The organism is Arthrobacter sp. Y3224198, assembly GCF_059090025.1.
This window is the reverse complement of record NZ_JBNHFG010000003.1, coordinates 65,417-85,546: the sequence shown is the minus strand read 5'-3', so window position 1 is coordinate 85,546 and position 20,130 is coordinate 65,417. Positions and strand designations below refer to the sequence as shown.

Here is a 20,130-nt window from a genome sequence, read left to right as displayed (position 1 = left end):
GGCCCCGGTGTCCGCCCGCGGCGCAGGGGACGGCTTTTCAGGTGGGCACGTGTTGCCGGCGGCTGGGCATCGGACTACGCCTACGTGGGCTACTGGCAGGTGAGGAACTTCCTGCTGCGCCGGAACCCGTCTGCCTACCTGCACCCGGACGGGCCGCCGCGGGCTCCGGTAGTGCTGATCCCCGGTGTCTACGAGAACTGGCAGTTCCTTCGGCCGCTGGCGGACTATCTGTTCGAGCGGGGGCACCCGGTCCACACGGTGGCACCGCTGGGCTACAACCGCGGAGTCATCGGTGACGCGGCGGTGCTGGTGGAGCGCTACCTCGTGGAGCAGGACCTGCACCGAGTACTGGTGGTGGCGCACAGCAAGGGCGGGCTGATCGGCAAGCACCTGATGACCCTGCCCGAGGGTGGCCGCCGGGTGGACCGGATGATCGCGGTCAACACGCCCTTCTCCGGGTCCGTCTACGCCAATCTGTTTCCGCTGGCCAGCATCCGCGCCTTCTCGCCCCGGAACCCGTTCCTGCAGCAGCTGCTGCGAAACGAGGGCGTCAATACCCGGATCACCTCCGTCTACAGCAGCTTCGATCCGCATATTCCGGCCGGCAGCCACCTGGCCGGTGCGAAGAACATCCAGCTGGAGACGATGGGCCATTTCCGGCCCATCGGGGACTCCCGGCTGCTGGAGGTGCTGGAGCAGGACCTGGGCGACGCCACGGGGTAGCGGAAGGCCGCCGGCACCGGGGGCGGGGAACGCTCGGATCTCCAACGCCCGGCCCCGGGCCCCGAGAAACTCAGGAAGCGGAACCTCAGGAAGCGCCGCGCGCCAGTGCCTGCTCAACCGCCGCCGCCGAACCGTCCCGCCAGGGTTCCCCGTGCCCGGTCAGCAGCAGCGGGGCATCGGTTTCGGCCAGCAGGGACAAGGAGGCGAGCGCCTGGCCGCTGTCCGCCGTCGCCGCTCCGGAAACAATCTGCGGGCCCCTGGCCCCGGTATAGGGATCAAGCGTGACCAGTGAATCACCGCTGATCAGCGTCCCGCGGTCCGGGTAGTGCAGGGCCACATGGCCGGCCGTGTGCCCGGGCGTGTAGAGGATCCGGGGCGTGCCGGGCAGGGCGGCGCCGGATTCCCCGGTCAGGCTGTGCACGTCGGTGACGCCCCGGACGTTCAGCGCGCCGGCCAGGGTCATGGCACCGAGCACCGGAACCGCCCGGGGATGGCGCACGGGGTAGGCAAAGCGGTTGTTCTCGTGCAGGTACCGGTAGGGGTGTGCGGCAATGTACCGGTCAGCATCGTGGACCAGGATGGGTGTGCGGTACTCCTGCCGGAGCCGGGCCGCCGTGCCCACATGGTCGAAGTGCGCGTGGGTCAGGACCAGGGCGCGGATGTCGCCGGGTCCGTACCCCAGTTCATCCAGGGCGCCGGTGAGGTGCGGCCACATCCCGGGCAGGCCGGCGTCGATCACGGCCACGCCGTTGTCATCCTCGACCAGATACACGTTGACGTAGGCGTGCTCGATCCGGTGGATTCCGTCGGCAACGCTGCGGGTAAACACTATGAAGTCCTCCTGCGGTGGAAACGGAAAGCGAACCGTCCCCATCCTAAGCATGCTTCGCATTCATCTGCGTGCGTGGTGCGCCGGATCTCCGCGGCCGGCCCCTAGACTGCTTTGGTGCCACGACTGCTCGCCGACCTCACCCCCCTGCGGGAAAGCCCCGAATACCGCCGCCTCTGGACCGGAACGGCGCTCTCCGCCGTCGGCACCCAGCTGACCCTCGTAGCGGTGAGCCTGGAAATCTACGAGCTGACGGCGTCGAGTTTCTACGTCGGGCTGCTGGGACTGGTGGGCCTGGTGCCCCTGGTGTTGGCCGGGCTGTACGGCGGGTCGGTGGTGGACGCCTACGACCGGCGCAAGGTGGCGCTGTTCTCCTCCCTGCTGCTCTGGGGCAGCACCATCGGCATTGCGGCACAGGCGTGGGCTGAAGTGGGCAACGTCTGGCTGCTGTACTTCCTGGTGGCCGTCAACGCCGGCGCCGGAGGGCTGAACCAGCCGGCACGCAGCGCCATCATCCCGCGGCTGGTCCGCCCCGAACTCCTCCCCGCCGCCAATGCGCTGAGCATGATCACCTTCGGCCTGGCCATGACCGCCGGCCCGCTGCTGGCAGGGGTGCTGGTGGCCCGGGTGGGTTACGGCTGGACCTACACCATCGACGTCGTCACATTCACCGCCGCCATGTGGGCCCTTTACCGGCTCCCGCCCATGCCCCCGGTTGGCAAGGTGCAGAAAGCCGGCCTCGGATCCGTGCTGGAAGGCTTCCGGTTCCTGGGCACCCGCCCCAATATCCGCATGACCTTTGTGGTGGACCTGTGCGCCATGGTCTTCTCCCAGCCCCGGGCCCTGCTGCCAGCCATCGGTGCGCTGATGCTCGGCGGCGGCGCCACGACGGTGGGGGTGCTGCTGGCCGCCACCGCGGTGGGCGCCTTCCTGGCCGGGCTGTTCTCCGGTCCGCTGGGACTGGTCCGCCGGCAGGGTCTGGCGGTGCTGTGGTCCGTGGCGGCCTGGGCGTTGTCTGTGGCGGCATTCGGCGTGGTGGTGGTGCTGGCCGGGCACAACGACGGCGACGTGCCGTCCCGCTGGCTGATTCCCGCAGCCGCGGCCATGGCCTGCGCCGGGATTGCAGATTCCATCAGCAGCGTGTTCCGCTCCACCATCCTGCAGGCCGCCACCCCGGATGCCATGCGCGGCCGGCTGCAGGGCGTGTTTGTGGTGGTGGTGGCCGGCGGACCGCGGCTGGGGGACCTGGTGGCCGGCCTCGATGCCTCCTTCCTGGGCGAGGGGTGGGCGGCGGTGGCCGGCGGACTGGTCTGCCTGGCGTTGGTGGCCGTGCTGGCCCGCACCCAGCCCCGGTTCGCCCGCTACGACGCACTGCACCCCGAACCCTGAGGCCCCGCGGAACAGCAGCGGCACCTTCTGCGTTGAATTAAGCGGACTCAACGTAAGCTGCAGGCCCGTACCGGCCTGCCTGAAAGGACCGTGAACACGTGCACCACCATTTCAACGGACTTAAGACTGCGGCGCTGTTCGGCGTGCTGTTCGCCGTCCTGCTGGGAATCGGCGCGCTGCTCTCCTCCGGAACGGGAAGCCCCACGTTTATCTGGGTCTTCCTGTTCATCGGGCTGGCCACCACCGGTTACAGCTACTGGAACAGCGACAAGCTGGCCATCCGCGCCATGCGCGCCGTCCCGGTCTCGGAGGCCCAGGCACCCGAGATGTACCGGATCGTGCGCGAACTTTCCGCCAAAGCAGGGCAGCCCATGCCCCGGCTGTATGTCTCCCCGACCATGGCCCCCAATGCCTTCGCCACCGGCCGTAACCCGCAGCACGCAGCCGTGTGCTGCACCCAGGGCATCCTCGCCCTGCTGAACGAACGCGAGCTGCGCGGTGTGCTCGGCCATGAACTGATGCACGTCTACAACCGCGACATCCTCACCTCCTCCGTGGCCGCCGCCATCGCCGGCGTCATCACCTCGCTGGGACAGTTCCTGCTCTTCTTCGGCGGCGGCGACCGGCGCAACGCCAACCCGCTGGCGGCCATCGCCATGGCCATCCTCGCCCCGTTTGCCGCGTCCCTGATCCAGATGGCCATCGGCCGCACCCGGGAGTACGACGCCGACGAAGACGGTGCCAAGCTCACGGACGATCCGCTGGCGCTGGCTTCGGCACTGCGGAAACTTGAGAGCGGTACCCAGCGGGCACCGCTGCCGGACAATGACCAGAAGCTGGTGAACACCTCCCACCTGATGATCGCCAACCCGTTCCGCAACGGTGTGCGCGGCCTGCTGGCCACGCACCCGCCGATGGACCAGCGCATCGAGCGGCTCGAGCGTATGGCCGGGCGCGCACTGGGGTCCTAGGCACCGTAGGCTTCGACCATGCGCCTGATACTCGTCCGCCACGGCCAGACCCCTTCGAACGTCGAGCATTACCTGGACACCGCCGTCCCCGGCCCCGGCCTGACCGGGCTGGGCCTCGAACAGGCAGCGGCGCTGCCGGAGGCGCTGGGGACAGAGCCGATTGACGGTGTGTTCGCCTCCAACCTCGTCCGCACGCAGCTCACCGCGGCGCCGCTGGCTGCCGCGCTCGGGCTGCCGGTGGAAATCCGGGACGGCCTGCGGGAGATCTCCGCCGGCAGCCTGGAGATGCGCAATGACCGGGACTCGATCATCACCTACCTCAAAACCGTGTACCGCTGGGTGCAGGGCGAAACCGACCTGCGGATGCCCGGCGGTCCCGATGGCGCGTCGACGCTGGGGCGTTTTGATGCCGTGATTGCCGAGCTGGCCGCCGCGGGCCTGCGGGCACCGGCGGTCTTCAGCCACGGCGCCATCATCCGGACCTGGGCTGCCGCACGCGCCGCCAACGTGGGGCCTGACTTCATTGTCGATAATGTGCTCAGCAACACCGGTGTGGTGGTGATGGAGGCCCCCGAGCTGCCCGGCGGAGGCCTGGGACCCTGGCAGCTGCTCACCTGGATGGGAGAGGCCGTGGGCGGGAAAGAGCTGGAGGACAACGGTGACGACGGCCCCGCCGCAGAGGACGTCAGCCTCTGACCCGGCCAGGGGGAGAGGGGGTGCGGAAGCAACCTTCCCGCCACATGCGAACGGCGCCGCCCCCGGAAGGGGAGCGGCGCCGTCGTACGTCCTGCGCGGATCAGTTTTACGCTGAGGTCCGAACCTAGCGGAAGTTGATGAACTGCAGGTCCACCTCGAGCTCGGCACCCTTGAGCAGTGCCATGGTGGCCTGCAGGTCGTCGCGGGACTTGGAGCTGACGCGCAGCTCGTCGCCCTGGATCTGCGACTTGACGCCCTTGGGTGCTTCGTCGCGGATGAGCTTGTTGATCTTCTTCGCCTGGTCCTGGGCGATGCCTTCCTTCATGGAGGCCTCGATGCGGTACTCCTTGCCGGAGGCGAACGGCTCACCGGCGTCCAGCGACTTCAGGGAGATGCCGCGCTTGACCAGCTTGGACTGCAGGACATCCAGCACGGCCTTGACCCGGTCCTCGGAGTTGGCCTTCATCAGGATCTTCTCGCCGCTGAAGTCCACCTCGGCGCCTACGCCCTTGAAGTCATAGCGCTGGGCGATTTCCTTCTGCGCCTGGTTCAGGGCATTGGCCACTTCCTGCTTATCGATCTTGCTGACGACGTCGAACGTGGACTCGCTTGCCATGGGGAGGACTCCTCTAAGTTAAGTGACTTTTTCCTGCCTCTTAGCGTAGTAGGTCCGCGGCCCGAAGGCGCCCGGTTCCCAGCTGCCGTCCAGCCAATCCCCGGTGTTGTCCCAAACAGGTGCGGAACGGTGAGGGGGTGGAAAAGAAACCAAAGGCAGTTCCCGGCCCGTTCGCCCGCCGTCCCGCTTCCGTCCGGATCCGCACCGCCGCGGCCGGCTCCTTCCTGGCCGCAGCCTCGGCGGCGGGACTCGGAACCGCCGGTGCCGCCCCGGCCAAGGCGGCGGAGAGCTGCCCGGTCACCGTGCCGTTTTCAGCGGACACTGCCGACACCGTCGACGCCGGCGCCCGGGCGGCGGAGGGCGCAGAGCAGGTGGCGGATGCACAGCTGCCGGAGGCCGCCCGGGAGCGACTGGCCGGCATCCGCACGGACCTGGGTCATGCCGTGCAGTGGGGATCGGTCACCCAGGCGCAGGCCGATGGCTTCTACGCACAGATCCACGCCCGGATACTGCGCGGACTCTAGGGCGTTCGGGCGGCGTGAGGCACCTGTTTTTGCCCCGATTCGTAACTTCCGAGAATCTTCGGTAAAGTTGTCTTGCCCGCAGTTACTGCGGACAAAGTCTTCACTTGAAGACGTTCGGCAGATTACCCGAGCGGCCAAAGGGGGCTGACTGTAAATCAGCTGGCAACGCCTACGGGGGTTCGAATCCCTCATCTGCCACCGATCAACCCGTCCTCACCTCACGGTGGGGGCGGGTTTTTCTGTGCCTCCGGGCACCCGCCCGCCCTTGCACAGCCGGCCGCAAAACATTAGGCTTCCTAAGCATGACGACCGATCCTGCCCTGGACGAGCTCGCGGAGGAATTCCGCGAGTCCCTCCGGCTGGCACTCTACATTGCCCGCAGCATGGATGCGGATACCGACCTCAGCGCCACACAGGTCAGCATCCTCAAGATGGCAGCGGGAGAGGGCATGCGGGTCAGCCGCATTGCCCGGAACCTGGGTGTGAAGGTGCCCAGCGCCACCGAGCAGATCATCCGGCTCGAAGCCGCCGGCCTGCTGGTGCGCAACCCGGACCCGCACGACTCCCGCGGTGTCCGCGTCACGCTGACCCCGGCGGGCACCACCTCGCTCCGGGAAGCCAACGGCAGCCGCACGGCCTTGATGGCCGCACTGTTGGAGCAGCTCAGCGCGGAGGAACGCAGCGCGCTCGCAGCGGCATTGCCGGTGGTCCGCAGGCTCAGCAAGCTGCCGGCGCCGGAGGACGCCCTTCACCGGTCAGCGAACAGCTAGAGACTTTGCCGCGTGGTCCGGCTAGCGTGGAACCATGGCTACTATCGACATCACCGAAGCAACCTTCCCCGAGACCATCGAGGAAAACGACATAGTCTTCGTGGACTTCTGGGCGGACTGGTGCGGACCCTGCAAGCAGTTTGCACCGGTGTACGACTCCGTTTCGCAGAAGCATGAGGACATCACCTTTGCCAAGGTGGACACCGAGGCCGAGCAGGGGCTGGCAGCCGCCGCCGGCATTACCTCCATCCCCACCCTCATGGCGTTCCGCGAAAAGGTACTGGTGTTCTCCCAGCCCGGCGCGCTCAACGCCAGCCAGTTCAGCGAACTGGTGGAAGCCGTGAAGGGCCTGGACATGAAGGCCGTACACGAGCAGATTGCCGCCCAGGAGCGAGAGGCAGCAGCCGGCTCCAACGGCCAGCCGACCCAGGGCTAGCCGCCACCGTTCTTTAGCCGAAGGCAGGTATCCGTACAAGGGTGCCTGCCTTCGGCAGTTAAGGAATTCCGCAATCGCTACTGTCTACCGCCATCCCCCGTGCCGGTTGTAGCCTCGCCGCAAGGGCGTCGTCCGCCCGGGGGAGGCACGTCCTGCAGAGTCAACGACGACACGTAACAGCGACGAAAGACAGCGAGGCTGCCATGAATTCCAATCGGGGAGTTGCCTACATCGAACCCGGTGTAGTGGAAGTACAGGACATCGACTATCCCACCTTCGAGCTGAAGGACGGACCGGGGGTGAATCCCGCCAACATCGGCCGGAAACTGCCCCATGCCGCCATCCTCAAGGTGGTGACCACCAACATCTGCGGATCGGACCAGCACATGGTCCGGGGCCGGACCACGGCGCCGCCCAACCTGATCCTGGGGCACGAGATCACCGGCGAAGTAGTGGAAACCGGACCGGACGTGGAGTTCATCCATGTGGGGGACCTGGTCTCGGTACCGTTCAACATTTCCTGCGGACGCTGCCGCAACTGCAAGGAACGCAAGACCGGGATCTGTTTGAACGTGAACCCGGACCGCCCCGGCAGCGCCTATGGCTACGTGGACATGGGCGGCTGGGTAGGAGGCCAGGCCGAGTATGCGCTGGTTCCCTATGCGGACTGGAACCTGCTGCGCTTTCCGGACAAGGACCAGGCAATGGAGAAGATCCTGGACCTGACCATGCTCTCGGACATCTTCCCCACCGGATACCACGGAGCCGTCACGGCAGGGGTGGGCGTGGGTTCCACGGTCTACATTGCCGGTGCCGGGCCGGTGGGGCTGGCCGCCGCCGCGTCGGCCCAGCTGCTGGGAGCAGCAGCTGTGATCGTGGGGGACCTCAACCAGGAACGGCTGGCACAGGCCCGCAGCTTCGGCTGCGAGACGGTGGACATTTCCATGGGCGATCCCAAAGACCAGATTGAGCAGATCCTGGGTGTCCCCGAAGTGGACTGCGGCGTGGACGCCGTCGGATTCGAGGCCCGCGGGCACGGCGCCGGGTCAAGCAGCGAGGCTCCGGCCACGGTCCTGAACGCACTGATGGACGTTACCGCCGCCGGCGGTGCGCTGGGCATCCCGGGACTGTATGTGACGGGCGATCCGGGCGGGGTGGATGAAGCGGCCCGGAAGGGGTCCCTGAGCCTTGACCTCGGAACCGGCTGGGCAAAGTCCTTGTCCTTCACCACCGGACAGTGCCCGGTGATGAAATACAACCGGGAACTGATGATGGCCATCCTCCATGACCGGGTGCAGATTGCGAAGGCGGTCAACGCGACGCCCATCAGCCTTGACCAGGCGCCGGAGTCCTACCGCGAGTTCGACTCCGGGGTGGCCCGCAAATACGTGATCGACCCGAACAACATGGTGGGTTCGCACTAGCGCGGGCTTTCCCTGAGTTCCTGCCGGCAGGACCGCAATCTAATTCGGTCCTGCCGGCTTTCATTTGTAGCCGCTCTCTTCTGGTGCTTCCCGGGCCGGCGGTACGCTCAATTGGCCTACCGGAGCCGGAATTCGGCCTCCGCCACGGAACATTCACGGTTGGAAGCGGGGAGAGCATGCGCGGCAATCTCACCAACGGCATTTCCGGGAGTTCAACGTGAACGGGGCCGATACCGCCTGGGTCCTGGTCTGTGCCGGGCTGGTGCTGTTTATGACGCCCGGCCTGGCTCTCTTCTACGGCGGAATGGTGCCGGTGCGCAACGTCCTGACCATGATGATGCAGAACATCATTCCGATGGGGATCATCACCGTCACATGGGTCCTGGTGGGCTACACCCTGGCCTTCAGCAACGGCGGCAATTCGGTGCTCGGGGAATTTGACGCGTTCGCACTGATCGACGTCGACACCCCCCAGTTCCATACCGTTGCCGCCGGGGTCACCATCCCGGCGCTTGCCTTCGTGGCCTACCAGATGATGTTCGCCATCATCACGCCGGCACTGCTGACCGGTGCCACCGCGGGCCGGCTGCGTTTCGCGGGCTGGGTGGTGTTCCTGGCGGCATGGTCCATCCTGGTCTACCCGCAGGTGGCCCGCTGGCTCTGGCACCCCAAGGGCTGGCTGACGCAGCTGGGGGCCCAGGACTGGGCCGGCGGGATCGTGGTGCACGCATCGGCCGGTGCCGCCGCCGTGGCGGTCCTGCTGGTGGTGGGCAGGAGGCGCGGCTGGCCGAACCTGAAGACCTCGCCCAACAACCTCCCGCTGATGCTGGTGGGCGGCGGCATCCTGTGGTTCGGCTGGTTCGGATTCAACGCGGGGGACGGGCTGCAGGCCAACGACATTGCCGCCCAGGCCCTGATCAATACCCACGTTGCCGGTGCTGCGGCCATGCTCGCGTGGCTGGTGGTGGAACGGATCCGGGACGGCCACAGCACCCTGGTTGGTGCAATTTCCGGTGCGGTGGCCGGGCTGGCCACCATCACCCCGTGTGCCGGGTTTGTCGGCACCGGTGCCTCCCTGCTGATCGGCCTGATTGCCGGCTGCCTGTGTGCCCTGGCCGTGCAGCTGAAGCAAAAACTGCGCTACGACGACGCCCTGGACGTGATCGCCGTGCATTTTGTGGGCGGCGTGCTCGGCTCGTTGCTGCTGGGCTTTTTTGCGGACAACAGCGTCAACCCGGTCAGCGCCGACGGCATCTTCTCCGGAGGCGGAGGAGCCCTGCTGTGGCACCAGGTGGTGGCCGTAGTCAGCGTGGTCGCGTTCTCCTTTGTCCTCAGCTGGATTATTGCCGCCGTCATCTCCCGCACCATCGGGCTGCGGGAACCCGGGCCCGAGCAGGAGGACCTGGACCACGTCCAGCAGGGGGCATCCGGCTACTCCCTGAGCGGCATCACCACCCGGCCCACGGCCGCGGGCCGGGCAGCGACCAACGGCCGCCCCGCCGTCGAGCCGCAGCAGTCCCTGCCCCGCCTGCTGATCAGCGCCGTGGTGAACACCGAACGGATCGACGGACTGCGGGATGCCCTGCTGATGGCGGGCGCCCGGTCCCTGGAGCTCTCGGACTCCGCGGTCTACACCGGAAGCATCCGCACCGAGGTGTTCCGCGCCGAGAAGAGGCGGATCGACTTCGATGACCGGATACGGGTCCAGGCGGCGGTGGACGAGGAACACGAGGAAGCCGTGGTCGCGGTCCTGAAACGCTTCGGCGCGGAGGCGGCATCCATCTACCGCCTTGCCATTACGCCGTACTAGACCTGCTCCACCTTCAGCGGTTCGGCCAGCAGGGCACTCAGGGATTCCTGCAGGTCCTGCAGGGCCGGCCCGCGGGCATGGCGGTCCAGGTCCTCGCGGCTGGCCCACTCTTCGGCCAGGACAATGGCCTGCTCGGTGTCCTCGATGATTTCGTAGCGCAGGCAACCGGGTTCGGACCGGACCTGCTCAATGGCAATGTCCAGGGCAAGTTTGACGCGGTGGTGCTCACCGGGGTTGGGAACGAGAGTGGCGCGGAGGCTGATGGGGGTAGTCATGTGCCCACCTTAGGGCCCGCCCGCTCCGTACGGGCTCCAGGGGGCCGGCGCGGGCCGGCCGTGTCCTGCGCGGCCGGAGCACGGCGCACCCCCCCCGCCGACCCTTCGCAGCGGACGGAACTGTTGGTAGCGTGACTGGCCACCGTACGTTCCGCAGCCAAAGGAGTCTGCCTTGCCTTCATATGCCGCATCATCCTCGTCCACGCCCCTGCTGCAGGAAACCATCGGCGCGAACTTCGAGCGGACCGCCGCCCGTTTTCCGGACGCGCCCGCGCTGATTGACGCGCCGAGCGGACGGACCTGGACATACGCCCGGCTCCAGGAGGACGTCAACGACGTCGCGGCGGGCCTGATCGCACGGGGCCTGCAGGCGGGGGACCGGGTGGGCATCTGGTCGCCGAACTGTCCGGAGTGGACCATCGCCCAGTACGCCACCGCCAAGGCCGGAATCATCCTGGTCAACGTGAACCCCGCCTACCGGCAGACCGAGCTGGACTTCGTGGTGCGGCAGAGCGGCATGCGGATGCTGCTGACCGCCCCAAGCGATGCCCGCAACGACTATGAGGCCATGGCCCGGACCGCACTGGAAACCGAGGCGGACCTCACCGGGCTGGTCTTCCTCGCCGGAGACGGCGAGGACGGGTTCGCGGCCCTGGCGGAAGCGGGCCGCGCGGCGGGAACGGCCGGGGCGTCGGCGCTGGCGGAGCGGATGTCCGGGCTGCAGCCGGGGGACCCGATCAACATCCAGTACACGTCCGGCACCACGGGATTCCCCAAGGGCGCCACGCTCACCCACGCCAACATCCTGAACAACGGGTATTTCATCGGCGAACTGCTCGGATACACGCCGGCGGACAGAGTGGTGCTGCCGGTGCCGTTCTACCACTGCTTCGGCATGGTCATCGGCAACCTTGCGGCGCTCTCCCACGGGGCGGCCACCATCATCCCCTCCCGGACGTTCGACGCCGGCGCGGCGCTCGCCGCCGTCGAGTCCTACCGGGGCACCTCGCTTTACGGAGTGCCGACCATGTTTATTGCCGAACTGGGGCTGCCGGACTTCGACCGGTATGACCTCTCCTCGCTGCGGACCGGCGTGATGGCGGGTTCGCCCTGCCCGGAGGAAATCATGAAACGGGTGATCAGCGAAATGAACATGGACGAGGTGGCCATTTGCTACGGCATGACCGAAACCTCGCCGGTATCCACCATGACCCGGCCCGGGGATTCCCTGGCCCGCCGCACCCGTACCGTGGGCCGGACCATGCCGCACCTGGAAAGCCAGGTGGTGGATCCCGGCACAGGGGAACCGGTGCCCTACGGGGAGATCGGTGAACTGTGCACCCGCGGGTACAGCGTGATGACCGGGTACTGGAACCAGCCCGAAGCAACTGCCGAAGCCATAGATGCGCAGGGGTGGATGCACACGGGGGACCTGGCCCGGATGGACGAGGAAGGCTACGTAAGCATCGAGGGCCGGATCAAGGACATGGTGATCCGCGGCGGTGAGAACATCTATCCACGGGAGATCGAGGAGTTCCTGTACACCCACCCGGCCATCCAGGACGTGCAGGTGATTGGGATTCCGGACGAGCGCTACGGCGAGGAACTGATGGCCTGCATCATTCCGGTCCCGGGGGCGCCGGTACCCGATGCGGAAGCCATCGCCCAGTTCTGCCGGGGCCGGCTGGCGCACTACAAGATTCCCCGGTACGTGCAGATCCGCGGCAGCTTCCCCATGACCGTCTCCGGGAAGATCCGGAAGGTGCAGATGCGGGAGGAAGCCGTCAGCGGACTGGCGGGCAGCGAGCCGGCAGTGCCGTAGGGATGCAGCTTCCTAGCGGCGGCGGTGGTCCATGGGTGCCAGCTTTGGGCCGTAGGTGGGCTTGCGGTAGCCGCTGAGCATGATCATCCGCACCACGCGCTGACGGTGGCCCCGCCAGGGTTCAAGCAGCCGCAGCATGCCGGCGTCGTCGGTGCGGCGTCCGGTCAGCGCCGCGCCCACATAGGCGGCCAGATGGTAGTCGCCAACGGAAACCGTGTCCGGGGCTCCGTGGGTACGCTGGGTGATTTCCGCGGCGCTCCACACGCCGATGCCCGGAACCGAGCAGAGCTTTGCCGTGAGTTCCGCCCCCAGCGGTTCGCCGGCCAGCCGTTCCAGCCCGGAAGCAAGCGAGCACGCCCGCAGGATGGTGCTGGAGCGGGAGAGATCCACACGGGCCTTGTGCCAGTCCCAGCTGGGAATCCTCCGCCATGTTCCCGGAGCAGGCGCGGCCTTCATGCCGGCGGGTGCCGGGCCGGGCGCATCGGTGCCGTATCGGGTGACCAGGTACCGCCAGGCATAGTAGGCCTCCATTACGGTGACCTTCTGCTCCAGCACCACCGGGATCAGGGAGTCCATGACGCGGCCGGTACTGGGCAGGCGCAGGGAGAGGTTGCGGCGACGGGCTTCCGTCACCATGCGCGGGAGGGTGGCGGAAAATCCCTCGTCGTCGAAACCGGTCCAGTCATCGTGTTCACCGAGCAGCGCGGGCACGGACGCCAGCGCGTGTTCGGAGCCCGGCCCCCAGGCCTGGGCACGCACCCGTGCGCCGGGCGCGGGGACGGGTTCCTCGCGCAGGTTCAAAGTGGCCGGGCCCTCCGGGGTGAGGAAAGTCAGCCAGGCGACACCGGGACCGAGCCGGATGGTGGGATCCCCCTTGCCACGGACCAGGATCCGGAGCGAGGTCTGCAGGCAGTACGGAGCGGGGGAATCCCAGTAGCGCACCGGCCCTGCGGGAACCTGCTGCAGCGGTGAAACAGCGGCAGTGAAGGACATGCCACTATGGTTGCACGCTCCACCCCCGCTCCTGCGCTGGAACGGTGCGGATGTGGTGCTTGCAACGCCGGACACGGGGTGTTTGCGCCGCCGCCGGTCCTGGATGCCGGCGGATTGCTACGCCGCGTTCCGCAGCCGGTGGACACCCGGAGGTTTGGAAGTAACGTGGGGCACATGAAGTACGCCAACACCGTCCTGGACCTGATCGGCAACACGCCCCTGGTGAAGCTCAACAACGTCACCGAGGGCATCAGCGCCACCGTCCTGGTGAAACTCGAATACCTGAACCCGGGCGGATCCGTGAAGGACCGCATTGCCGTGAAGATGATCGAAACGGCGGAGCGCGAAGGAAAACTGCTGCCCGGCGGAACGGTGATTGAACCCACCAGCGGCAACACCGGCGTGGGCCTGGCCCTGGTCGCACAGCAAAAGGGCTACAAATGCATCTTCGTCACCCCGGACAAGGTGGGGGTGGAGAAGCGGGACGTGCTGCGCGCGTACGGCGCCGAAGTGGTGGTGACCCCCACCTCGGTGGCCCCGGACAGCCCCGACTCCTACTACGGCGTCTCGGACCGGCTCGTGCGGGAGATCGACGGCGCCTACAAACCGGACCAGTTCTCCAACCCGTCTGCCCCGGCAAGCCACTTCGAGTCCACGGGACCGGAGATCTGGGCGGATACCGACGGCCGGATCACGCACTTCGTCGCCGGTGCAGGGACCGGCGGGACCATCACCGGCACCGGACGCTACCTCAAGGAGGTCTCGGCCGGACGCCCCTCCGGGCCGGTCCGGGTGATTGCCGCCGATCCCGACGGTTCGGTGTATTCCGGCGGCAGCGGACGCCCCTACTTCGTGGAGGGCGTGGGCGAGGACATGTGGCCGGACAACTACGACCCCTCCGTACCTGATGAGGTCATTGCCGTGAAGGATGCCGAGTCCTTCGCGATGACCCGCCGCCTGGCCCGCGAGGAAGGCCTGCTGGTGGGCGGCTCCTCCGGCATGGCCGTCACCGCGGCCCTGGCGGCCGCCCGGGACCTGGGGCCCGACGACGTCGTGGTGGTCCTGCTGCCGGACAGCGGTCGCGGCTACATGGGGAAGATCTTCAACGATGAGTGGATGCGCTCCTACGGGTTCCTCCAGGACAGCGGGGAAACGGCCGCGGTCCGGGACGTCATGGCCACCAAGGACGGCTCGCTGCCGGCACTGGTGCATACTCACCCGAACGAGACCGTGCGCGACGTCATTGGCATCCTGAACGAGTACGGCGTCTCCTGCCTGCCGGTGCTGGCCCAGGAGCCGCCGGTGGTCCTCGGCGAAGTCCTCGGATCCGTGGACGAGCGCTCGCTGACCGAGAAACTGTTCCGCGGCGAAGCCAAACCGACGGATCGGATCAGCGAACACATGGGCCCGCGTCCCGCCCTGGTGGGGGCAGGGGACACCGTGGCGGCCGCCCGGGCAAAGCTGGCCGACGACGACGCGGTGATGGTTACGTCCGATGGCGCCGCCGTTGGCATGCTGACCCGGCACGACCTACTTTCGTACCTGAGTCTCTGACCCCGGCGACCCCGGGCCGCAGAGCCGTTTTGAAGCGCCAACCCGCCGGCCATGCCGGCTCCAGGAGGAAACCATGACGAGCTTCAGCACCCGCGCCATCCATGCGGGACAGGCGCCGGACCCCACTACCGGTGCGGTCATCCCGCCGCTGTACCAAAGCACCACCTACGCACAGGACGGGATCGGCGGACTGCGCAACGGCTATGAATACGGGCGCGGGACCAACCCCACCCGGGATGCCCTCCAGGAGCAGCTCGCTGCCCTGGAAGGCGGCAGGCATGCCTTCTCCTTCAGCTCCGGGCTGGCCGCCGAAGACGCACTGATCCGTGCCCTGCTGGCCCCCGGAGACCACATTGTGCTCGGCAATGATGCCTACGGAGGCACCTACCGGCTGATCAACCGGGTGCTGGGCGCCTGGGGGATCACCAATGCGGCAGTGGACATGTCCGACGCCGGGGCCGTGGCGGCAGCCATCGCAGCTTCGAACACGAAGCTCGTCTGGCTCGAAACGCCGTCGAACCCGATGATGAAGATTTCCGACATTGCCGCCACGGCGCAGGCGGCGCACGACGCCGGAGCCCTCCTGGTGGTCGACAACACGTTTGCTTCCCCCTACCTGCAGCAGCCGCTTTCCCTGGGCGCCGACATCGTGGTGCACTCAACCACCAAGTACATCGGCGGGCATTCCGACGCCGTCGGCGGTGCCGTGATCCTCAATGACGACGCGCTGGCGGAAAAAGTCGGCTTCATCCAGTTCGCCGCCGGCGCCGTGTCCGCTCCCATGGAGGCCTGGCTGACCACCCGGGGGCTGAAGACGCTCGCCGTCCGCATGGACCGGCACTCCGCCAACGCCATGGCGGTTGCCACCTGGCTGCGCGACCAGCCGGCCGTGGAGAACGTGCTGTACCCGGGCCTGCCGGACCATCCCGGACATGACCTGGCCAAGGCCCAGATGAAGGACTTCGGCGGGATGGTTTCGGTGTCTTTCAAGGGCGGCGGGGCGGCAGCCCGGAAGGTGGCCGAATCCACGCGCCTGTTCCTGCTGGCCGAGTCACTCGGCGGGGTGGAATCCCTGATGAACTACCCCTCGGAAATGACGCATGCCTCGGTCAAGGGCACCGAGCTGGCCGTTCCGGAGAACCTGCTGCGGCTCTCGGTGGGCATCGAGGACATTGAGGACCTCATCGCTGACCTGGACCAGGCGCTGGCCGGGCTCTAGCGCCGGTCCGGCCCTGGGCCGGCTCCAAGGGCCGGTTCCAAGGGCCGGCTCCGGGGCCGGTGCCGCTCTAGCGCCGGTCCTGCTGTTGCCGACCCCGTTTCTTTGGATCGCGGAGCCGGAAGAACCGGTTGCTGTCGGGCAGCCAGAGCACGGCGGCGCACGCCAGCAGTACCAGCCCGACGGCTATCAGGGCCGGCCCGCGGAACAGCAGGGGAAAACCGGCAATCACGCCGATGCTGGTGAGCGTCTCCCGGGCGCTGCGCTTGCCCGAGCGCAGGCGCAGCACGCTGTACATGCTCACGGCGGCCAGTACCAGGACCAGGATGCCGAGCATGGTCAGCGCGGTACTGTCCTGGTGCTGGGTGCGGGCCGACACCACAAAGGACACCCCGGCTGCAGCCAGCAGTGCGGCGGCCACCAGCCACGCCGCGGCGGCCAGCCGGATGACCCGGGGCGGGGGAGTGCGCGGAGAACGGCCGCCGGCCGGGGGGACACCGGAATCCGTCACCGCGGTGCGACCATCTGTTCGCGGGAGGCGGCGTCGTAACGGTAGACCTCGCGGCCGCCGATCCACACCGTCATGGCCCGCTGCATCACGTCCAGGGGATCACCGCTCCACAACACCAGGTCGGCGTCCTTGCCGGGCTCCAGCGAACCCAGGCGGTCTGCCAGCCCAAGTACCTTGGCGGGGTTGATGGTGACGGCCCGCAGCGCATCGTCCCGGTCCAGTCCCTCCTTCACGGCCAGCGCGGCCTGGTAGATCAGGAAGTTGATGGGAACCACGGGATGGTCGGTGATGATGGAAATCTCCACCCCGGCCGACGCCAGCTTCCCCGGGTTGGCCATGCTGCGGCCGCGCAGTTCCACCTTGGACCGGGTGGTGAACAGCGGACCGATCAGCACCGGCACGCCCCGTTCGGCCAGTACATCGGCCAGCAGGTGCGCTTCGGTTCCGTGGTCCAGGACCAGGTCGTACCCGAACTCATCAGCCAGCCGCAGGGCGGTCCCGATGTCGTCCGCCCGGTGGGCGTGCTGCCGCCACGGGATTTCGCGGCGCAGCACCATGGCCAGGGCCTCCATGTGCGGGTCCCGGGCGTCCGGGTCCGCCTTTCCCATGTAGTTTTGGGCATCCATAAAGGCCTGCCGGATCACCATGGCCGTGCCCAGCCGGGTGGAGGGGGTCTGCTTCTTCTCGCTGTAGATCCGCTTCGGGTTCTCGCCCAGGGCGGACTTCAAGCCGCTGGGTGCCCGCAGCACCATTTCCTCCAAGTAGCGCCCATGCGTGTGCAGGGCCACCGCCTGCCCGCCGATCGGATTACCCGAGCCGGGATTGATGTTGGCCGTGGTCACCCCGCCGGCCAGGGCGTCGTCGAACCCCGTGTCAAAGGGATTCACGGCGTCCAGGGCCCGCACGCCGGCCATGACGGGGTCGGTCATTTCGTTGGAGTCGTTGCCGGCCCAGCCTTCGCCTTCTTCGTGGACGCCGAGGTGCGTGTGGGCGTCCACCAGCCCGGGCAGCAGCCACTGCCCGCCGGCGTCGAGCACCTGGGCGCCCTCGGGGACGCGGGCCTCCGGACCGAGCTCGCGGATACGGCCGTCCGCGACCAGGACGGTGCCGTGGAAAGGGCTGCCGGTGACGGGGACTACGCGGGCATTGGTGATGGCCAACAACGCGGGAGACATGGGAACCTTTCGCCGGCGGATCTTCTTCCGCCAGCCTAATGCCTGCGGCTGCAGGAGCGGGCGGGAGCGGGTGGCCGGTAGACTGGCCCAAGTCAATATCGCCAGATCGCTATGCGGCGCCCCGCGCGCGGACGGCAGTGCTTACAGGAGAACAATGGGCCAGATCCACCGATCCGCCTTCATGCGGACCGCTGCGACCCTGGGGGCACTGGCACTGGCCGGAGTGCTCGTTTGGACAGCTTTCGATCTGTCGCCGCGCCACGGACTGGATTTCCGGGTATACCTCACCGGCGGGCAGAGCGTGCTGGATGCCGGCGGCGAGCTGTACACCAAGGCGGTGCAGTACGACGCCGACAGCAGCCTGCTCTTTACCTATCCGCCGTTTGCGGCCCTGGTGTTCGCGGTGCTGGCACCGTTCGGACAAACCGTGGGGCTGAACATCTTCACGGCTATCTCCATTGCGATAGCCGCTGCCACCTCCGTCTGGGCCGTCCGTTATGTCTTCGCCCGGAAGTCAGCCATGGATGTCCTGCGCCAGCCGTGGCTGCGGGCGCTCGCCGTCGCCGGCGCCGGGTTCATTGTGCTGCTGGGCCCCTGGCGGGAGACCCTGGCCTTCGGGCAGATCAATATCCTGCTGTTCGGGCTGATCATGGCGGACCTGGTCATCAAGCGGGACAGCTGGCCCACCGGTTTGCTGACGGGCGTGGCGGCGGGCCTGAAGCTCACACCACTGGTGTTCGGCCTGTATTTCCTGGCCCGCGGCGACTGGCGGGGGCTGCGCAACATGGCCTACGGGTTCCTCGCGACCTTCGGCCTGGGCTTCCTCATCCTGCCGCGCGAATCGCGCACCTACTGGTCGGAACTGCTCCCGGACACGTCCCGGATTGGCGGTGCCGGCTACGTGGACAACCTCTCGCTCAAGGGGGCAATCCTGCATTTCGGCGGGCCCGACTTCCCCGTGGACGTGCCCTGGCTGATCCTTTCGCTGCTGGCCGTCGCCGCCGCCGCATTCATCATCCGCAGGGCCGGAATCCAGGGCCGGCCATTCACGGCGCTGGCAGCCACTGCCCTGCTGATGCTGCTGATTTCCCCGGTGTCATGGTCCCACCACTGGGTCTGGGTGGCCCTGTTCATCCCCGTGCTGGGGCGGAACCTGCTGGACCTCGGGCCCGGGCGGCGGAAACTGCGGACCACCGGACTGGCCCTGCTGGTGTCGTCCCTGGTCATCTTCATCTACTCGCCCAAGACCATCGGCGAGCTGTTCAACGCGCCGAACCTCGACTCCCAGCTGCCCGAACCCTGGCTGATGGCCTCCAGTGCCGGAGTCTTCTGGGGCGTTGGGCTGATGGCCTGGTGGTTCGTTATGTACTGGGGGAACCGGCCGCGCCGCTGGTGGCGCAACAACCCGTCGCAGGTTATGCGTGCCACGGAGCCGCAGCCCTAGACTGCTGCCATGAGAACCGGTTCCCTGCTGGCCGTGTGCATTGTGCACGGCCTCCTGCCCACCAAGGACGCCACCGGCGTGACTGCCATCGACAAGCGCCCCGCAGAGGGCCCCGTGAAGGTCCATCCGCTGGGGTTGACCGGTGACCTGCAGGCCAGCCGGAAGCACCACGGAGGGGAATCGAAAGCGCTCTATGCGTACTCGCAGGCCGACGCCGAATACTGGGAACGCGAACTGGGCAGGGACATTCCACCCGGCCTGTTCGGTGAAAACCTGCGCATCAGCGGACTGGACGCCACCTCCGCGCTGATCGGGCAACGCTGGCGGATCGGGGAAGAGGTGGAAGTGGAGGTCACCTGCCCCCGCACTCCGTGCCGCAACTTCCAGCGGCGGATGGGGGTTCCGAACTGGGCCCGCCGTTTCGGTGAAGCCGGCCGGGTCGGCACCTACCTGAGGGTGCTGCGCCGGGGGAGTATCTGCGCCTCAGACACCGTTGAGGTCCTCACCGTGCCAAGCCACGGGGTGAGTGTCCGGGACGTTTTCCGCGGCCTGGACGACGAGCAGGCGGCCGCACTGCGCGCCTCCCGGGATGCCGGGGAAATCACGCTGTCACCGGAGATCCTCAAGGTCCTGCGCACCTTGGACGCCCGGGCAGCGGGGAAGCCCCGCACGCCCGAACCGGCGGATGTACCGGCAGAGGTCCCGGCGCAGGTCCGGACGGGGGAGCTGACGGGGAGCTGACGGGGTCTGCGCGTGCCGGTGCAGGCCGTGTGCCGAAGCTCACCGGCCCCCGGTCCGGCAGGTTCGCCCGGGATGCCGTACACTGGAGAGCATCCCCCACTCCGGTATTCCCTTATTTTCCTGCGGTTCATCGAGTTTTTCACCGAAACTGCACGGTACGTTGTGTTGGGGCCCGCATTTCATTGCGGGCAGATTCATCTTTTGGGGAGCG

At 67.6% G+C, this 20,130-nt stretch carries 20 protein-coding genes and 1 tRNA gene; 15 read left to right on the top strand and 6 right to left on the bottom strand.

What is annotated here, in order from left to right; genetic code table 11:
* The first annotated feature begins 99 nt into the window (after positions 1 to 99).
* A complete protein-coding gene (locus AC5RUF_RS02795; protein WP_494129636.1) occupies positions 100 to 723 on the top strand; it encodes an esterase/lipase family protein in 624 nt (207 codons plus the stop codon).
* Between the two features lie 85 nt (positions 724 to 808).
* Here the strand turns inward: AC5RUF_RS02795 and AC5RUF_RS02790 are convergent, their stop codons facing one another.
* Positions 809 to 1,552, bottom strand: a complete 744-nt coding sequence (locus AC5RUF_RS02790; RefSeq protein ID WP_493998353.1) for an MBL fold metallo-hydrolase — start codon at positions 1,550 to 1,552, stop codon at positions 809 to 811.
* A 117-nt stretch (positions 1,553 to 1,669) separates the two neighbouring features.
* Between AC5RUF_RS02790 and AC5RUF_RS02785 the strand changes: the two genes are divergently transcribed.
* The 3 genes from AC5RUF_RS02785 (at position 1,670) to AC5RUF_RS02775 (ending at position 4,608) form a co-directional block, all read left to right on the top strand.
* Entirely contained in the window at positions 1,670 to 2,941 is a 1,272-nt protein-coding gene (locus tag AC5RUF_RS02785) for an MFS transporter (RefSeq protein ID WP_494129635.1), read from the top strand.
* A 98-nt stretch (positions 2,942 to 3,039) separates the two neighbouring features.
* A complete protein-coding gene (htpX, locus tag AC5RUF_RS02780; protein WP_493998926.1) occupies positions 3,040 to 3,912 on the top strand; it encodes a zinc metalloprotease HtpX in 873 nt (290 codons plus the stop codon).
* An 18-nt stretch (positions 3,913 to 3,930) separates the two neighbouring features.
* Positions 3,931 to 4,608: a histidine phosphatase family protein gene (locus AC5RUF_RS02775; protein ID WP_494129634.1), complete on the top strand. Its 678-nt coding sequence runs from the start codon at positions 3,931 to 3,933 to the stop codon at positions 4,606 to 4,608.
* Between the two features lie 124 nt (positions 4,609 to 4,732).
* On the opposite strand, the gene AC5RUF_RS02770 is transcribed toward AC5RUF_RS02775, so the two are convergent.
* Entirely contained in the window at positions 4,733 to 5,224 is a 492-nt protein-coding gene (locus tag AC5RUF_RS02770) for a YajQ family cyclic di-GMP-binding protein (protein WP_493998948.1), read from the bottom strand.
* A 137-nt stretch (positions 5,225 to 5,361) separates the two neighbouring features.
* Between AC5RUF_RS02770 and AC5RUF_RS02765 the strand changes: the two genes are divergently transcribed.
* From AC5RUF_RS02765 to amt, 6 genes are all read left to right on the top strand, one after another.
* A complete protein-coding gene (locus tag AC5RUF_RS02765; protein WP_494129633.1) occupies positions 5,362 to 5,748 on the top strand; it encodes a hypothetical protein in 387 nt (128 codons plus the stop codon).
* Between the two features lie 116 nt (positions 5,749 to 5,864).
* Positions 5,865 to 5,946: transfer RNA gene (locus tag AC5RUF_RS02760), tRNA-Tyr, on the top strand.
* A 104-nt stretch (positions 5,947 to 6,050) separates the two neighbouring features.
* Entirely contained in the window at positions 6,051 to 6,518 is a 468-nt protein-coding gene (locus AC5RUF_RS02755; RefSeq protein WP_493998021.1) for a MarR family winged helix-turn-helix transcriptional regulator, read from the top strand.
* A gap of 34 nt (positions 6,519 to 6,552) precedes the next feature.
* On the top strand, positions 6,553 to 6,954 hold the full coding sequence (gene trxA / locus AC5RUF_RS02750) for a thioredoxin (protein WP_493998022.1): 402 nt from the start codon (positions 6,553 to 6,555) through the stop codon (positions 6,952 to 6,954).
* Positions 6,955 to 7,157: 203 nt separating this feature from the next.
* Positions 7,158 to 8,378, top strand: a complete 1,221-nt coding sequence (fdhA, locus tag AC5RUF_RS02745) for a formaldehyde dehydrogenase, glutathione-independent (RefSeq protein WP_494129632.1) — start codon at positions 7,158 to 7,160, stop codon at positions 8,376 to 8,378.
* 217 nt (positions 8,379 to 8,595) lie between these two features.
* On the top strand, positions 8,596 to 10,188 hold the full coding sequence (amt, locus tag AC5RUF_RS02740) for an ammonium transporter (RefSeq protein WP_494129631.1): 1,593 nt from the start codon (positions 8,596 to 8,598) through the stop codon (positions 10,186 to 10,188).
* On the opposite strand, the gene AC5RUF_RS02735 is transcribed toward amt, so the two are convergent.
* The gene (locus AC5RUF_RS02735) at positions 10,185 to 10,463 is read right to left on the bottom strand and encodes a putative quinol monooxygenase (protein WP_493999209.1); all 279 of its coding nucleotides are present in this window, start codon (positions 10,461 to 10,463) and stop codon (positions 10,185 to 10,187) included. The two genes, amt and AC5RUF_RS02735, sit on opposite strands and share 4 nt — an antisense overlap.
* 172 nt (positions 10,464 to 10,635) lie before the next feature.
* On the opposite strand from AC5RUF_RS02735, the gene AC5RUF_RS02730 reads away from it, so the two are divergent.
* Positions 10,636 to 12,285: an AMP-binding protein gene (locus tag AC5RUF_RS02730; protein ID WP_494129630.1), complete on the top strand. Its 1,650-nt coding sequence runs from the start codon at positions 10,636 to 10,638 to the stop codon at positions 12,283 to 12,285.
* A 12-nt stretch (positions 12,286 to 12,297) separates the two neighbouring features.
* On the opposite strand, the gene AC5RUF_RS02725 is transcribed toward AC5RUF_RS02730, so the two are convergent.
* On the bottom strand, positions 12,298 to 13,278 hold the full coding sequence (locus tag AC5RUF_RS02725) for a DNA-3-methyladenine glycosylase family protein (RefSeq protein WP_494129629.1): 981 nt from the start codon (positions 13,276 to 13,278) through the stop codon (positions 12,298 to 12,300).
* Positions 13,279 to 13,452: 174 nt separating this feature from the next.
* Between AC5RUF_RS02725 and AC5RUF_RS02720 the strand changes: the two genes are divergently transcribed.
* Both AC5RUF_RS02720 and AC5RUF_RS02715 read left to right on the top strand, forming a co-directional pair.
* Positions 13,453 to 14,832, top strand: coding sequence for a cystathionine beta-synthase (locus AC5RUF_RS02720; RefSeq protein ID WP_494129628.1), 1,380 nt, complete (start codon positions 13,453 to 13,455; stop codon positions 14,830 to 14,832).
* A gap of 73 nt (positions 14,833 to 14,905) precedes the next feature.
* Positions 14,906 to 16,051: a cystathionine gamma-synthase gene (locus AC5RUF_RS02715; protein WP_494129627.1), complete on the top strand. Its 1,146-nt coding sequence runs from the start codon at positions 14,906 to 14,908 to the stop codon at positions 16,049 to 16,051.
* A gap of 67 nt (positions 16,052 to 16,118) precedes the next feature.
* Here AC5RUF_RS02715 and AC5RUF_RS02710 read toward each other — a convergent pair whose 3' ends face one another.
* Positions 16,119 to 16,559: a hypothetical protein gene (locus tag AC5RUF_RS02710; RefSeq protein ID WP_494129626.1), complete on the bottom strand. Its 441-nt coding sequence runs from the start codon at positions 16,557 to 16,559 to the stop codon at positions 16,119 to 16,121.
* The gene (locus AC5RUF_RS02705) at positions 16,556 to 17,734 is read right to left on the bottom strand and encodes an amidohydrolase (RefSeq protein ID WP_494129625.1); all 1,179 of its coding nucleotides are present in this window, start codon (positions 17,732 to 17,734) and stop codon (positions 16,556 to 16,558) included. Before AC5RUF_RS02705 ends, AC5RUF_RS02710 begins: the two co-directional genes overlap by 4 nt.
* Before the next feature lie 154 nt (positions 17,735 to 17,888).
* Here AC5RUF_RS02705 and AC5RUF_RS02700 point away from each other — a divergent pair, with 154 nt between their 5' ends.
* Positions 17,889 to 19,178, top strand: a complete 1,290-nt coding sequence (locus AC5RUF_RS02700) for a glycosyltransferase 87 family protein (protein ID WP_493997591.1) — start codon at positions 17,889 to 17,891, stop codon at positions 19,176 to 19,178.
* Between the two features lie 9 nt (positions 19,179 to 19,187).
* A complete protein-coding gene (locus AC5RUF_RS02695; protein ID WP_493997590.1) occupies positions 19,188 to 19,919 on the top strand; it encodes an MOSC domain-containing protein in 732 nt (243 codons plus the stop codon).
* Positions 19,920 to 20,130: the final 211 nt, after the last annotated feature.

Bases quoted from the DNA above. Each gene is read 5' to 3' on its own strand.
- AC5RUF_RS02775 (WP_494129634.1), top strand. From the start codon at position 3,931: ATGCGCCTGATACTCGTCCGCCACGGCCAGACCCCTTCGAACGTCGAG.
- AC5RUF_RS02770 (WP_493998948.1), bottom strand. From the start codon at position 5,224: ATGGCAAGCGAGTCCACGTTCGACGTCGTCAGCAAGATCGATAAGCAG.
- AC5RUF_RS02755 (WP_493998021.1), top strand. From the start codon at position 6,051: ATGACGACCGATCCTGCCCTGGACGAGCTCGCGGAGGAATTCCGCGAG.
- trxA (WP_493998022.1), top strand. From the start codon at position 6,553: ATGGCTACTATCGACATCACCGAAGCAACCTTCCCCGAGACCATCGAG.
- fdhA (WP_494129632.1), top strand. From the start codon at position 7,158: ATGAATTCCAATCGGGGAGTTGCCTACATCGAACCCGGTGTAGTGGAA.
- AC5RUF_RS02735 (WP_493999209.1), bottom strand. From the start codon at position 10,463: ATGACTACCCCCATCAGCCTCCGCGCCACTCTCGTTCCCAACCCCGGT.
- AC5RUF_RS02725 (WP_494129629.1), bottom strand. From the start codon at position 13,278: ATGTCCTTCACTGCCGCTGTTTCACCGCTGCAGCAGGTTCCCGCAGGG.
- AC5RUF_RS02720 (WP_494129628.1), top strand. From the start codon at position 13,453: ATGAAGTACGCCAACACCGTCCTGGACCTGATCGGCAACACGCCCCTG.
- AC5RUF_RS02715 (WP_494129627.1), top strand. From the start codon at position 14,906: ATGACGAGCTTCAGCACCCGCGCCATCCATGCGGGACAGGCGCCGGAC.
- AC5RUF_RS02705 (WP_494129625.1), bottom strand. From the start codon at position 17,734: ATGTCTCCCGCGTTGTTGGCCATCACCAATGCCCGCGTAGTCCCCGTC.
- AC5RUF_RS02700 (WP_493997591.1), top strand. From the start codon at position 17,889: ATGGGCCAGATCCACCGATCCGCCTTCATGCGGACCGCTGCGACCCTG.
- AC5RUF_RS02695 (WP_493997590.1), top strand. From the start codon at position 19,188: ATGAGAACCGGTTCCCTGCTGGCCGTGTGCATTGTGCACGGCCTCCTG.